At 63.7% G+C, this 14,057-nt stretch carries 14 protein-coding genes; 11 read left to right on the plus strand and 3 right to left on the minus strand.

The window, feature by feature from the left end; translation table 11 throughout:
* The first annotated feature begins 109 nt into the window (after positions 1-109).
* The 7 genes from HB375_RS00530 to HB375_RS00560 all read left to right on the plus strand — a co-directional run bounded on the left by HB375_RS00530 (position 110) and on the right by HB375_RS00560 (position 7,666).
* On the plus strand, positions 110-1,261 hold the full coding sequence (locus HB375_RS00530; RefSeq protein ID WP_167670949.1) for a glycosyltransferase: 1,152 nt from the start codon (positions 110-112) through the stop codon (positions 1,259-1,261).
* Entirely contained in the window at positions 1,258-1,911 is a 654-nt protein-coding gene (locus HB375_RS00535; RefSeq protein WP_167670951.1) for a class I SAM-dependent methyltransferase, read from the plus strand. Before HB375_RS00530 ends, HB375_RS00535 begins: the two co-directional genes overlap by 4 nt.
* Before the next feature lie 143 nt (positions 1,912-2,054).
* Positions 2,055-2,573, plus strand: coding sequence for a Fur family transcriptional regulator (locus HB375_RS00540; protein WP_167670953.1), 519 nt, complete (start codon positions 2,055-2,057; stop codon positions 2,571-2,573).
* A 97-nt stretch (positions 2,574-2,670) separates the two neighbouring features.
* The gene (gene ispG / locus HB375_RS00545; protein WP_167671694.1) at positions 2,671-3,951 is read left to right on the plus strand and encodes a flavodoxin-dependent (E)-4-hydroxy-3-methylbut-2-enyl-diphosphate synthase; all 1,281 of its coding nucleotides are present in this window, start codon (positions 2,671-2,673) and stop codon (positions 3,949-3,951) included.
* Positions 3,952-4,143: 192 nt separating this feature from the next.
* A complete protein-coding gene (locus tag HB375_RS00550; RefSeq protein WP_167670956.1) occupies positions 4,144-6,075 on the plus strand; it encodes a potassium transporter Kup in 1,932 nt (643 codons plus the stop codon).
* Between the two features lie 24 nt (positions 6,076-6,099).
* Complete coding sequence (locus HB375_RS00555) at positions 6,100-6,666, plus strand: GNAT family N-acetyltransferase (protein WP_246728277.1); 567 nt, start codon at positions 6,100-6,102, stop codon at positions 6,664-6,666.
* 91 nt (positions 6,667-6,757) lie between these two features.
* On the plus strand, positions 6,758-7,666 hold the full coding sequence (locus HB375_RS00560; protein ID WP_167670958.1) for an EamA family transporter: 909 nt from the start codon (positions 6,758-6,760) through the stop codon (positions 7,664-7,666).
* A gap of 3 nt (positions 7,667-7,669) precedes the next feature.
* Here HB375_RS00560 and HB375_RS00565 read toward each other — a convergent pair whose 3' ends face one another.
* Complete coding sequence (locus tag HB375_RS00565; RefSeq protein ID WP_167670961.1) at positions 7,670-8,152, minus strand: GNAT family N-acetyltransferase; 483 nt, start codon at positions 8,150-8,152, stop codon at positions 7,670-7,672.
* 3 nt (positions 8,153-8,155) lie between these two features.
* Positions 8,156-9,082, minus strand: coding sequence for a polyprenyl synthetase family protein (locus tag HB375_RS00570; RefSeq protein ID WP_167670964.1), 927 nt, complete (start codon positions 9,080-9,082; stop codon positions 8,156-8,158).
* Here HB375_RS00570 and mtgA point away from each other — a divergent pair.
* The 3 genes from mtgA to HB375_RS00585 all read left to right on the plus strand — a co-directional run bounded on the left by mtgA (position 9,081) and on the right by HB375_RS00585 (position 12,003).
* A complete protein-coding gene (gene mtgA, locus HB375_RS00575) occupies positions 9,081-9,872 on the plus strand; it encodes a monofunctional biosynthetic peptidoglycan transglycosylase (protein ID WP_246728278.1) in 792 nt (263 codons plus the stop codon). The genes HB375_RS00570 and mtgA overlap by 2 nt on opposite strands.
* Before the next feature lie 125 nt (positions 9,873-9,997).
* On the plus strand, positions 9,998-10,183 hold the full coding sequence (rpmF, locus tag HB375_RS00580; protein WP_167670966.1) for a 50S ribosomal protein L32: 186 nt from the start codon (positions 9,998-10,000) through the stop codon (positions 10,181-10,183).
* Positions 10,184-10,389: 206 nt separating this feature from the next.
* Positions 10,390-12,003, plus strand: a complete 1,614-nt coding sequence (locus tag HB375_RS00585) for an EAL domain-containing protein (protein WP_167670968.1) — start codon at positions 10,390-10,392, stop codon at positions 12,001-12,003.
* A gap of 24 nt (positions 12,004-12,027) precedes the next feature.
* Here HB375_RS00585 and phaR read toward each other — a convergent pair whose 3' ends face one another.
* Positions 12,028-12,600, minus strand: a complete 573-nt coding sequence (phaR, locus tag HB375_RS00590; protein ID WP_167670970.1) for a polyhydroxyalkanoate synthesis repressor PhaR — start codon at positions 12,598-12,600, stop codon at positions 12,028-12,030.
* Positions 12,601-12,861: 261 nt separating this feature from the next.
* Between phaR and HB375_RS00595 the strand changes: the two genes are divergently transcribed.
* Positions 12,862-14,040, plus strand: a complete 1,179-nt coding sequence (locus tag HB375_RS00595) for an acetyl-CoA C-acetyltransferase (protein ID WP_167670972.1) — start codon at positions 12,862-12,864, stop codon at positions 14,038-14,040.
* Positions 14,041-14,057 lie beyond the last annotated feature (17 nt).

The following is a 14,057-nucleotide window of genomic DNA, read 5'->3' on the forward strand; positions in this document are numbered from 1 at the left end:
CGTACCGCCGTCATTCAGCCGTGTGACGGTGCCGAACACGAACGAAATGAGAGGTTTTCTCGATCCGGATCCGCGTCTACAAGAGCAGCCTCATTGTTCTGGAAAGCTCGTGTCCGCCCCAACCCAGCCCAACCTCCAAGGCCGCAAACTCATCTTCGTCGTCACCGAGGATTGGTTTTTTGCGTCCCACTTTCTCCCGATGGCTCGTGCGGCACGGGAACTCGGGCTCGACGTTGCGGTGGTCACGCGGGTGCGCTCTCACCGCGAGGTCATTGAGGCCTCCGGCGCACGGGTCATCCCTCTCGAGGCGGAGCGCCGCAGCCTAAACCCCATGGCGGCGGGCTACACGGCCGGGCAATTGGCCTCGATCCTCAAGGCCGAACAGGCGGATCTGGTCCACTGCATCGCACTCAGGAGCATTCTGGTCGGCGGCTTTGCGGCAATGTTGGCCGGCGTCAGACGACGCGTCTATGCGCTGACTGGCCTTGGCTTCCTGGGAGCCAGAACGGACCGGGTCGGTCGCCTTGCGCAACGCGCCGTCCGCCTTCTCGTGCGCGGCCTTGAGACGGCTCAAACCCGCTATCTGTTCGAAAACACCGACGACCCCAAGCTGCTCGGCCTCGATCCGACTGGGACGCGCATCATCATCGTCGGCGGCGCGGGAATCGACCCCGTCGTCCTTCAACCCGCACCCCTTCCTCCGCAGCCGCCTCTCCGGATCGCAGTCGTCGCGCGCATGCTCTGGTCCAAGGGCATCGACCTCGCGGTTGAAGCGACCCGTCTGGCACAGGCCCGCGGTGCCGCGGTCGAACTGTCCCTCTACGGCGCGCCCGATCCTTCCAATCCGAAAGCGATTCCCGAAGCGACCCTGAACGAATGGAGCCGGGAGCCGGGAATCGCCTGGCGCGGAGCAACCAAAGACGTCGCGGCGGTCTGGCGCGAGCATCACGTCGCCTGCCTGCCGTCGCGAGGCGGTGAGGGCCTGCCTCGAACGCTTCTGGAAGCCGCCGCCTGCGGCCGGGCCATCGTCACCACCGACGTTCCCGGTTGCCGCACGCTGGTGCGCGATGGCATTGAGGGAAAAATCGTGCCACCCGACGACGCCGTCCGCCTTGCCGACGCTTTCGTACTTCTTGCCCGGCAACCCGATCTGACGGCCCGGATGGGTGAAGCTGCCCGCGTCCGCGTCCTCGACGGCTTCACGGAGCGGAATGTCATGGATGCGGTCAAGCGTCTTTATGGGGATATGCTGACCTCATGATCAGCGATCCCATCGCCTTCATCAGGGCCGAGACCCGGCTGCTCCCGGTTCCGCATACCCCGGAACTGTCGCTGCATGTGGCGGATGAAGCGACCGAGCTCTGGCAGAAGACGGAAGACGAGCTCGGCGAGATCGGCCTTCCTCCCCCGTTCTGGGCCTTCGCCTGGGCCGGTGGACAGGCGCTCGCGCGATATGTGCTGGACAATCCGGCGACCGTGCGGGAGCGTCGCGTGCTCGATTTTGCCTCCGGCTCGGGCCTCGTCGCCATCGCCGCCATGAAGGCCGGCGCTCGCGAGGTGACGGCCTGCGACATCGACTCTTTCGCCGTCGCCGCCATCGGCCTCAACGCGAGGGCCAATAATGTGCAGGTCACGTGTCTGCAGGCGGATCTGATCGGACAGGATCTCGGGTGGGAGACGGTTCTCGCCGGCGATATCTGCTACGAGCGCGACCTCGCCGAACGAGTGACGGACTGGCTGTTTGCCCTGAGCGAACGCGGTGCGATCGTGCTGATTGGAGATCCCGGCCGCAGCTACCTCCCGCAGGACCGTCTCGAGAGACTGGCTCTCTACGAGGTCCCTGTCACCCGCACCCTTGAGGATGCGGATATCAAAAAGACCAGCGTCTGGCGCTTCCGGCACAACCCTTGAGCGACCTCGCAAAAGTTATTTCATTGCAAAAACCTCTATGAAAATGTAGTGCTATAACCTATATAAACGAGGTGGGCCGCATTTCATGCCCGGTCCGATTTTTGCGAAACACGTTTGCGAAACACGAAAATAGGGTGGCGCTCATGGCCAGGACAGCAGCCGAACGACTTCAGCACGAGGCAAGCCAAGGCTCCTGTGCCCACGCCGTCCGCCAAGAGGAGAAGGCCGCACGGGCTCTCGCACAGGCGGAAGCGATCTGCCGCGCCCATGGGGTCCGGCTGACGCCCATCCGCCGCAAGGTGCTCGAGACGCTCTACACGACCCACAAGCCCCTCGGAGCCTACGATCTCGCCGAGGCGCTTGAGCCGGGCGGCCGCCGCATTGCCCCGATTACCGTTTACCGCGCCCTGGACTTTCTGATCGAACAGGGTCTCGCCCATCGGCTTGCAAGCCAGAACGCCTATATCGCGACCTTCCAAGGCGACAGCAGCCATGAGGCCACCGCCTTCCTGATCTGCGAGGAATGCGGCGGTGTAGACGAGGTGACATCGTCCGCCCTGACCGAAACAATGGCCAACCTTCTCAATGCGGAAGGCTTCAGGGCCCACACCAAGGTTCTGGAAGTCACGGGACGATGCGCCCATTGCCAGGACGCTCACTGATCTGGATTTGTTAAGCCACGCTTGACGAGGCGGGCATTTGGCCTCAGCTACTCGGCAACAGCCTTAAGCTGCCGTCCTGGATTACCACATGTCCGCCATGTCCCTGTCTTCCGACGAGAAAACTGCCCCTGAGGCCCTGGCCGGCCCTGCTCCCCGGCACCGCACGGTCGGCGTGCGCGTGGGCTCCGTCATGGTCGGAGGCGGCGCGCCGGTGGTGGTCCAGTCGATGACCAACACCGACACGGCCGATGTGGACGCAACCGTCGCGCAGGTCGCGGCACTCGCCCGCGCCGGATCCGAAATCGTACGCATCACGGTGGACCGTGACGAGGCGGCCGCCGCCGTCCCCAAGATCCGCGAGCGCCTCGATCGACTCGGCGTGACCGTGCCTCTGGTCGGCGACTTCCACTATATCGGCCATCAGTTGCTTGCCGATCATCCGGCCTGCGCCGAAGCGCTCGACAAATATCGCATCAATCCCGGCAATGTCGGCTTCAAGGACAAGAAGGACCGGCAATTCAGCGCTATCGTCGAAATGGCGATCAAGCACGGCAAGGCTGTGCGCATCGGCGCCAATTGGGGCTCGCTCGATCAGGAATTGCTCACCCATCTGATGAACGAGAATGCCGCCTCAGCCAGCCCGCGCGACATGCGCTGGGTCACCCGCGAGGCGATGATCCAGTCGGCCCTCCTCTCAGCCGCCCGCGCCGAGGAAATCGGCCTGCGGCGCGACCGGATCATTCTCTCGGCCAAGGTTTCGGCCGTTCAGGACCTGATCGCGGTGTATCAGGAACTCGCTCTGCGCTCCGACTACGCGATCCATCTCGGCCTGACCGAGGCCGGCATGGGCTCGAAGGGGATCGTGGCCTCGTCCGCCGCCATCGGCATTCTTCTGCAACAGGGTATCGGCGACACAATCCGTTATTCCCTGACACCGGAGCCCGGCGGCGACCGGACGGTCGAGGTCAAGACCGCTCAGGAACTGCTCCAGACCATGGGCTTTCGCACCTTCGTCCCGCTCGTGGCGGCCTGCCCCGGCTGCGGCCGGACGACCTCTTCCGTGTTTCAGGAACTCGCGCGGGACATCCAAAACTGGATTTCGTCCTCCATGCCCGAATGGCGCCGGCAATATCCGGGGGTCGAGGGCCTCAATGTCGCAGTGATGGGCTGCATCGTGAACGGGCCGGGCGAATCGAAGCATGCCCATATCGGCATTTCGCTTCCCGGCACGGGCGAGCAGCCGGCGGCTCCCGTCTTCATCGACGGCCGCAAGGCTATGACCCTGCGCGGCCCGACGCTCGCCCAGGACTTCCAGAAAATCGTCCTCGACTACATCGAGAAGAACTACGGCCACCCCGGCCGCGACGCGGCAGAATAGGCGCTTCGAGCACTTCGCCACCCGGCGGGAGCGCGGTTGAAATTCCGTTTTAAGCTCGCGCGCGATGTGCTAGAGAGCCCGCCGCGCCGGCACTGACGACTGCCGCGTCCTGCGAGGAGGGACAGCCCCTCGTCTCCTGAAACGCGTTTTTTAGAGAGCCGTCTGGCGGGCCTGTCCGCAAAAGAAAATCACATGGCAGATCAGCAAGCTGTCGCCACCGAACCGAGCCACGCGGCGGGTCCGGAGGCCATTTCACACGAAAGTCACGCCAAGCTGGGCCCCTGGACGCTCATGCTCGGGGCCATCGGCGTCGTTTTCGGCGATATCGGGACAAGTCCCCTTTATGCCTTCAAGGAATCCGTCGCGGCCGCCTCGCACGGCGGTCCGCTGACGCGCGACATCATCATCGGCGTTCTTTCGCTGATCCTGTGGTCGCTCGTCCTGGTCGTGACGGTCAAATACGTCTTCATTCTCCTGCGCGCCGACAACCGCGGCGAGGGCGGAACGCTGACCCTCGTCGCACTGGCCCAGCGCGCGACGGGCAAGAGGCGCGGGATTGTCCTCATGCTCGGTATTGCAGGCGCCGGCCTCTTTTATGGCGATGCGGTGCTGACACCCGCCATCTCGGTTCTGTCCGCGGTGGAAGGCGTGAAGCTGATGACGCCGGACCTCGACACTTTCGTGGTGCCGATCACCATCGCCATCCTTGCAACGCTGTTTCTGGTCCAGAGCCATGGCACAGGAAAAGTCGCTGCCTTTTTCGGCCCCGTGATGCTGGCCTGGTTCGCGACCCTGGCATTGACCGGCGCGCTCCACATCGCCGATGACCCGTCTGTGCTGCTGGCGATCAACCCGCTTCACAGCATCATGTTCTTCGCCAATCACCCCGCCGTTTCACTGGCGGTGCTCGGCGCGGTCTGTCTGTCGGTGACGGGTGCGGAGGCGCTTTATGCTGATCTCGGGCATTTCGGCGCAAAACCGATCAAGCGGGCGTGGCTCTATCTGATTTTCCCTGCCCTGGTGATCAACTATTTCGGCCAGGGCGCACTGGTGCTGTCGGATATGACGGCTGCCGAATCCCCCCTCTTCCGTCTCGTCCCGGACTGGGCGCTCATTCCGATGATCGGGCTTGCGACGCTCGCGACGATCATCGCCAGTCAATCGGTCATCACGGGCGCCTATTCGCTGACCCGTCAGGCGGTGCAACTCGGGCTTTTGCCGCGTCTTGATATCCGCTTCACGTCGGAAGCGCATCAGGGACAAATCTATCTGCCGCGGGTCAACCTGCTACTCCTCATCGGCGTGATCGTGCTGGTGCTGATCTTCGGCTCGTCGAGCAATCTGTCCCACGCTTACGGCGTGTCGGTGTTCGGTGCGATGGCGGTGGACGCCATTCTCGCCATCATCGTGATCTGGCGCGGCTGGCGCTGGTCGTTTGGCCTGGCGCTTCTGACGATGCTGCCGTTCCTTCTCATCGACCTCGCCTTCTTCGGTGCGAACCTGATGAAGCTCTTCACCGGCGGCTATGTCCCCGTGCTTCTGGCAGCGATCATCATCACGATTATGTGGACCTGGGTGAAGGGCACGAACATCCTGTTCGAGAAGACGCGAAAGGTCGACGTGCCATTCCTTGAGCTGGTCAAGATGCTCGAAAAGAGCCCGCCGCACCGGGTGAAGGGCACCGCCGTCTTCCTGACCAGCGATCCGGACACCGCTCCCGCGGCACTCCTGCACAATCTCAAGCACAACAAGGTGCTGCACGAGAAGAACGTGATCCTCACCATTCGTAGCGAAGACGTTCCGCGCGTGGAGGATGATGATCGCATCGAGATCGAGTCCATCGGCGATTCCTTCTGGCGGGTGCGCATGAGCTACGGCTACATGGAGACCCCCAACATTCCGCGCGGCCTTGCCGTGTTGCGTAAGCAGGGCTTCAAGTTCGACATCATGGCGACGTCGTTCTTCCTCTCGCGCCGCTCGATCCGCCCCGCCGCGCAGTCGGGAATGCCCCTGTGGCAGGACAAGCTCTTCATCGGCCTCGCGAAATCCGCGAGCGACGCGACGGACTTCTTCCAGATCCCAACCGGGCGCGTGGTGGAAGTCGGCACGCAGGTGACCGTGTAAGGCAGTTGCCCTTTTGGCGGCCCGATGTACTCTCGGGCCGCCATGACCGACACGATGACCCTCATCCGCCCCAGCCTCGATTGGCTGCCGGCCTACGAAGCCGCTCTCGCGCAGGGATGGTCGCCCGACACCACGCGTGACGTCAGCGGCGAGCAATTGGAAAAGCTGCGGCGCGATCCCGAGCGCTTTTTGCACGACCTCTTCAACAGCCCGACCATCCGTCTCGCTGACGGACGCGATGTTCCGCGCCTGCCGGCCCATGATTTCTGGATCAGCGATGGGGAATTCTGCGGCCGCATCAGCTTCCGCTTCCAACCGGGAACGGAAGAGCTACCGCCCAACGCCCTGGGGCATATCGGCTATGCCATCGTGCCGTGGAAGTGCAGGCGGGGTTATGCCACGCAGGCGCTCCGACAGATTCTGCCCGTCGCTCGCAGCGAAGGCTTTTCGCGCGTCCAGATTTCCTGCGATGCCGAGAACGAGCCGTCGCAAAAGGTCATTCTGGCCAATGGCGGCGTGCTCATGAAAACGATCGTGCATTCCGACAAGCCGGGTGGCGCGAAATTCGTCTATTGGGTGCCAACGTCGTAGGAGCGAGCGGAAGCCCTTTTTCGCGCGTTGCCTTGCCCCTCCCTGACATTGCCCGTAACCCGACGCGCAAGCCCGCGCATGAGGATATATTGTGACCGCTGCCGTCTCGAAGCCCCGTTTCTATTTCAGCCGCAGCGAGGCGGTGCTGGTTTTCGTCACCATGATCTGGGGCGCAACCTTCCTGACCGTCCAGAACGCTCTTTCAGTCAGTGGGCCGCTCTTCTTCGTCGGCCTGCGCTTCGGCACCGCCGCGCTGATGATGGCATTGATCGCGGCCCCCGTGCTGCGAGGGCTGACGTTCGCCGAATTGAAGGCCGGCATTTTCATCGGCATCGCGATCTTTTTTGGCTACACGCTCCAGACCTATGGGCTGCAATCCATTGCGAGCAGCAAGTCGGCGTTCATCACGGCACTTTACGTGCCCATCGTTCCCCTGCTGCAATGGCTCGTCCTGCGCAGGCCGCCGCGTTTCATGTCATGGCTCGGCATCGCGCTGGCCTTTGCGGGACTGACTCTTCTCGCGGGGCCTGAAGGCACCTCCATCGGCTTCGGGATCGGCGAGCTTCTGACGCTTCTCTGCGCCATCGCCATCGCCGCCGAGATCATTCTGATCGGCAGCTATGCGGGCCGCGTCGATGCGCGCCGTGTGACGGTGATCCAGCTTGCCACCACATCGCTTCTCGCCTTCGGTTTCATGACGCCGCTTGGGGAGCCGGTCCCGAGCTTCTCGTGGCTTCTGATTTTCAGCGCGGTCGGACTCGGTATTGCCAGCGCCGGCATTCAGCTGGCGATGAACTGGGCACAGAAAACCGTGTCGCCGACGCGCGCAACCGTGATCTATGCCGGCGAGCCCGTCTGGGCGGGCCTCGTCGGATGGTGGGCCGGCGAGCGGATGCTCCCGGCAGCGCTGATCGGCGCAGGCCTGATTGTCGTTGGCGTCATCGTCAGCGAGATGACTCCGCCGCGTTGGGCGAAGCGCAACAAGTCGGCCGAAGCGTGAGCCTTAACGCCATTCCGGTCGGAGGATCGACATCAGCATCTGCGAGGCGCGCCGCCCGTCGGGCCACGCATAAGCCTCACGCAGCACGCCGTCTTCACGAAAACCCAGGCTGCGATAGACATGGCGCGCCCGGTCATTGTGAACGAACACGTCGAGCCACAGGCGATGGGTCTTTTCACGGCCGAATGCATTCGCCATGACGAGCCACAGGAATGCCTTGCCGAAACCCGCGCCGGGTTCGCGCACGGCGATGCGCTTCAGCAGCACATTGCCAAAAGGATCATCCAGATCGCGTAGGATCGCGAAGCCGTTGGGTGAACCATCCTTCTCACCGATGAGATAGGCGTTGCCTGCTTTGGCGAATTCCGCCTCGTGCTGTGCAAGCTCCCAGCGTCCGACGAACTCGCCAAAGCCCTCGCCTCGCTCCGTCTGCATGATGAAGGGAATGTCTGCCGGAGCAGCAAGCCGGATGGTTACAGTTGTCATCAGTCAGATCTCGCGCTCGACGACGAAGCGCACGGCGGCGCGCAGGGTGTCCGCGTCAGCGCCAAAGCCTTCGAGCGCAGCCTCCGCCTTCTCGACCAGTTGACGACACTCACGACGGGCGCCATCGAGTCCCAAAAGATCGACGAGCGTCGCCTTGCCCTTCTCCTGATCCTTGCCCGTGCGCTTACCGAGCGCTTCGGCGGAGGATTCCCGGTCCAAAATATCGTCCGCCACCTGGAACGCCGCCCCGAGCGCGCGTCCGTAATCCTTGAGGCTTTGCAGCGCCGCGGCGTCCGCCCGCCCCAGGATCGCCCCCGCTTCGACGGAGAATGTCAGGATGGCGCCGGTCTTCATCATCTGCAGACGCCGGATATCCGCCTCTGCCAGATGGGCGGCCCCGTAGCGTCCCTCCGCTGCGAGATCGAGCATCTGGCCGCCAACCATGCCGCCAAGGCCCGAAGCGAGCGCGAGGCCAAGCACCAGTTCCGAGCGGACCGCCGGATCGAGATCGGTGGCTGAATCGGCCAGCACCTCAAAGGCCAGTGTCTGGAGAGCGTCACCGACCAGGATCGCGGTCGCCTCGTCGAAGGCCTTGTGGACGGTCGGCCTGCCCCGCCGCAGGTCATCGTCATCCATGGACGGCAGATCGTCATGGACGAGAGAGTAGCAATGCAGAAGCTCGATGGCGGAGCCGGCTCGCAAGGGTCCGTCGCCTTCCTGCCCAAACAGCCGCGCCGCCTCGATGGTCAGGAACGGCCGCAGGCGCTTGCCCCCGCCCAGGGCGGCATAGCGCATGGCGGCTATCAGGCGTGCGGGCCTGGCAATCTCGCCGTGACGCGCTTTGTCTGATAGCAAGTCCGCAAGACATGCCTCGACAGATGCGGCCGCCTCAGCGAGCCGTGCCGTGAAAGTGCTGGTGGATGCCGTCATGATGAGCCTGGATTCGGATGGTGCGACCGCTCCGTCCGAGGAGAGCGCGATGGGACAATCCCAGCCGGAAGGATCGCTGCGGCCGGGACGGCCCAAACGCCCTTCGGCGAGTTTCCACGTGCTCCGCCGCCTCGTCCGGATCGGCCTGGGGCTTATTCTCTTATGGGCCTCGGCGGTCTTTTGGCTAGGTCTATTGTACCAGGCGGCCCCTCCGGTCTCGACTCTGATGCTTGGCCGCTGGCTGAGTTTGCAGCCGGTTTCGCGCGAATATGTCGGCCTTGAAACCATATCGTCCAACCTCCCGCTTGCCGTCCTGACCGCGGAGGACAGCCGCTTTTGCCAGCACGGCGGGGTGGATTGGGACGCCCTTCGGGAGGTGATGGAGGCCGCCGATGAGGACGGACCCTCGCGAGGCGCGTCCACTATCCCGATGCAGACCGCCAAGAACCTCTTCTTGTGGCCGGGCCGGTCCTACATCCGCAAAGGGCTGGAGCTTCCGGTCGCGCTTTATCTCGACCTGATCTGGTCGAAGCGGCGGATGATGGAGGTCTATCTCAACGTGGCTGAATGGGGCGACGGCGTTTTCGGAGCGGAAGCCGCGGCCCAGAAATATTTCCGCAAATCCGCGAGCAGCTTGAGCCGCCGAGAGGCCGCCTTGCTGGCAACCGCCCTTCCGAACCCGCTCGTCCGCAACCCCGGACGCCCTACCGCCCGCCATCGAGCCTTGGCGGAACGGCTCATGGGGCGTATGGAAGGGGCCGCTCCTTTCAGCGAATGCCTCAAGAAGTAACGGGCAGAGGGCGAAAGGGGCTAGATATTTCCCTGAAGACCTTGTATGAGGCCGAACCTCATCGAGATTGATGTGAGCGTTTCCCGGTTTGAGCGGGCGCTCCGCTGTTTGACCGGAGACGAAAAATGGCCGTTCCAAAAAGAAAAACGTCGCCCTCGCGGCGCGGAATGCGTCGCTCCGCCGATGCCTTGAAGGCCCCGACCTATATCGAGGACAAGGATTCCGGCGAGCTGCGCCGCCCTCACCACATCGACCTGAAGTCCGGCATGTACCGTGGCCGTCAGGTTCTGAAGGCGAAGGCTGAAGCGTAATCTACGCTGCATGCGACAAATAAAGACCGGCGCCCTAAGCGCCGGTTTTTTTGTGCTTCGGCCGTGCCGTTGGGGGAGGCTTTCGCCCCTGACTTTTACAGTTCGTTAAGTCTCAAGCCTGATCCTAAGCCCCTGTTTCCGGGGCTTTGGGCCGTGCGTCACCGCCGTCCTCGCCCCGATGTATGCGTATGTCGAAGGTGTGAGTGATGACGACGAGGCGGCACGGCCGGGCGGGAATCTTCAAGGGCGCATCCCGGACGTCGCGCAAGCGCCAGGCTCCCACGGGCCCGCAATCGGCCCTGACCGCCCTCGGCGGCATCGCCTATCGGTGGGATACCGCCACCGACGTCCTGACCTGGGGACCCAACGCCGCCGCTCTCTTCGGCCTCGGCGCAACCGCCCTCCCCCGCACCGGCCACGCCCTGTCGCAGATGGTGGAGCCGGGAAGCGGGCCGGATCGCGAGACCGATCCAACCGGCAGCTATGACATCCGCTACGCTCTGCGATTCGGCCCCGATCACGTGGTCATGGTGCAGGATTCTGGCCGTCGGCAGGAGGCCGCGTCGGGCGGCTCCGCCCTCGTCCGCGGCGTGATGCGGATCGACCCCAGGGCGGGCGCGAGAGACCTTCTGCCTGCCTCCATCAATGCGCGCTCAGCCCTCCTCACCCGCCTTCAGGACGATATCAACGAGGCCCTGCGGTTCTCCCATTCGTGCGCGCTGATTGTCGGCACCTTAGACGATGAGTCGGATGCAATGGAGGACATGGCGCGGGCCGCCCGCCCGCTGATGCGCCGCCGCGATCATCTGACCGTCCTCGCTCCGAACTCCTTCGCGCTTGTGCTGACGACCTGCCCAGCGTCGGACGCCGGAAGTGCCATGAAACGGCTTGGCCAGCTTCTCGAATCCTATCCACACCTGCGCCTCGGTGCGGCTTGCGCGCCTGAGCATTCTTTCGACGCGCCGGCTTTGCTTCGCGCGGCCGAACAAGCGCTGGACGAGGCATGCTCACGCAACGCTCCTGCCATCCTGCACGACCCCCGGAAGTACACCCGCGGCCCCGCGCCCGCTTTGCGACACGCTCCTTACGACCTGATCGCCGCGGTAAACGACCGACGGGTCACCTTGGCCACAAGGCCGATGGCGGACGCCCATTCGCGCCAGACGGCTCTGCTCCAGGCCGGGCCGGCCTTGGTGGCATCCGATGGGCGTCTGATCCATCTCGGCCCGACCCCGCTCCTGGCGGAGGCCAATCTCGCCCTTCTTGTCGATGGCCGCATGCTGGAACTGGCGGCGCAGTACCTCGTCCGTCACCCGGACGAGCGGCTCGTGCTCCCGATTGCCGATGCGACCTTCCATGACGGCGAATGGCTGACCATGCTGGCGGCCCATCTCGGCGCCCGGCCCGGAATTGCCTCACGGCTCATGATCGAGATCTCCGAGACCGCGGTAATCGACTCCGGTCCCGCGCGGGGCCGTCTCGATGCCATGAAAGCGCTCGGGATCGGCCTCGCGCTCGGTGGCTTCGGGGTCGGCCATGTCACCGCCACCCACTTGCAAATCCTGCCTTTCGACCTTTTGAAGGTCGACGGCGTCTTCAGCCAATGCCTCAAGCGTTCCACCGACGACCGGCTCTTCGTCAGCACGCTTGTGGATCTCGCCCATCATCTCGGCATGGCCACGGCAGCGGAATGGGTGGACGACGATGAAACCGCCCACCTGCTGCAAAGCCTTGGCGTCGACTATCTCCAGGGCGGCGCGTTCGGTGATTTCACGCAGCAGCCCTCGGAGGGCAGAGCCCGCCAACGCATGACCGGTTGAAGAGAAACGGGCTCGTCCGAATAATTACTGGCGAGCGAGCTTGTCGAGCTTCGCCTGCATGTCCGCCATCTGGCGTTTCAGGGCTTCGATATCGTTCGAGGCCTCTTCCTTCGGCTCGGTTTTCGCGTCGGCGGCAGGCTTCGGCTGCGCGAAGGGTGAGAACATGCTCATCGCCTCGGTGAAGAAGGTCATGTTCTTGCGAACCTGCTCTTCCATGGCCTGGAAAGCGGAAGGCCCGAAGGCTTGCGTCATCTGCTCCCGAAGCTTCTGCTGCTCCTGGGACAGATTGTTCATGGAAAATTCGAGATAGCTCGGCACCAAAGATTGCAGGCTGTCGCCGTAAAAGCGGATGAGCTGGCGCAGCACAGTAACGGGCAGGAGGTTCTGCCCTTCCTTGTTCTCCTGCTCGAAGATGATCTGCGTCAGGACAGAGCGGGTGATGTCCTCGCCCGACTTGGCGTCGTAGACGACGAAATCCTCTCCCTCCCGCACCATGCCCGCGAGATCTTCCAGCGTGACGTAGGTTGATGTGCCCGTGTGATAGAGACGGCGATTGGCGTATTTTTTGATGATTGTCGGTTGTTTTTCCGTCGCCATTTGGTCCGATACGGTCCTGCTCTGAGCTGAAAAATCCAGCGACTTCGGCCTTTCTCATCTCTCGGGGTTGGAGAGTTGAGCGCGTGTGCCCAGATTATAGGCGTTCTACTGCCCGATCAAAGCACTAAAAGTCTAAGAGATGTGCCCCCAGGGTCGACCTACCCCGACCTTAGTGTGCTTGACTTCCCGCCATCGGGGGCTTTGATCGCACCACCAAAAGGCACGCCCGACATTCGGCTTGCCGGCACGAGGAGATCAGGAATGGCCCAAGACAGCATCGTCATCGTCGGCGCGGCGCGCACGCCCGTCGGCTCGTTCAATGGAGCCTTCGCCAACACCCCCGCCCACGAACTCGGCGCGGTCGCCATCAAGGCGGCGCTCGAACGCGCCAAGGTCGATGCGGCCGAGGTGGACGAAGTGATCCTCGGCCAGATCCTGACCGCCGCTCAAGGCCAGAACCCCGCTCGCCAGGCGGCAATCGCCGCCGGCATCCCGAAGGAAAAGACCGCCTGGGGCCTGAACCAGCTCTGCGGCTCGGGCCTGCGCACAGTCGCCATCGGCCTGCAGCAGATTACCAATGGTGACGCCGACATCATCGTGGCAGGTGGCCAGGAATCCATGTCCCAGGCCCCGCACGCCGCTTACATGCGCAGCGGCACCAAGATGGGCGACTTCAAGCTGGTCGACACCATGCTGAAGGACGGCCTGATCGATGCCTTCCAAGGCTACCACATGGGCACCACCGCGGAGAACGTGGCTCAGCGTTGGCAATTGACCCGCGAGGAGCAGGACCAGTTCGCCGTCTCGTCGCAGAACAAGGCCGAGGCGGCGCAAAAGGCGGGCCGCTTCAAGGATGAAATCGTGCCGGTGACGATCTCGACCCGCAAGGGCGACATCATCGTCGACCAGGACGAATACATCCGCCCCGGCACCACGCTCGACGCCGTCGCCAAGCTCAAGCCCGCCTTCTCGAAGGACGGCACGGTGACCGCAGGCAACGCCTCCGGCATCAACGACGGCGCAGCCGCCGTCGTGCTGATGACGGAAGCCGAAGCCAAGAAGCGCGGGCTCACCCCGCTTGCCCGCATCGTGTCCTGGGCGACGGCGGGCGTCGACCCCGCTGTGATGGGAACGGGTCCGATCCCGTCCTCCCGCAAGGCGCTCGAGAAGGCCGGGTGGAAAATATCCGATCTCGACCTCGTCGAAGCCAATGAGGCCTTCGCGGCGCAGGCGCTTGCGGTCAACAAGGACATGGGTTGGGACCCTAGCATCGTGAACGTCAATGGCGGCGCTATCGCCATCGGGCATCCGATCGGCGCGTCCGGTGCCCGCGTGCTCGTCACGCTGCTGCACGAAATGGCCCGTCGCGATGCCAAGAAGGGTCTCGCCACCCTTTGCATTGGCGGCGGCATGGGCGTCGCCATGTGCGTCGAGCGCTAAAAAACGCGCAGACATCG

It is taken from the genome of Microvirga terricola (assembly GCF_011777495.1).
In the GTDB taxonomy this organism is placed as follows: Bacteria; Pseudomonadota; Alphaproteobacteria; order Rhizobiales; family Beijerinckiaceae; genus Microvirga; species Microvirga terricola.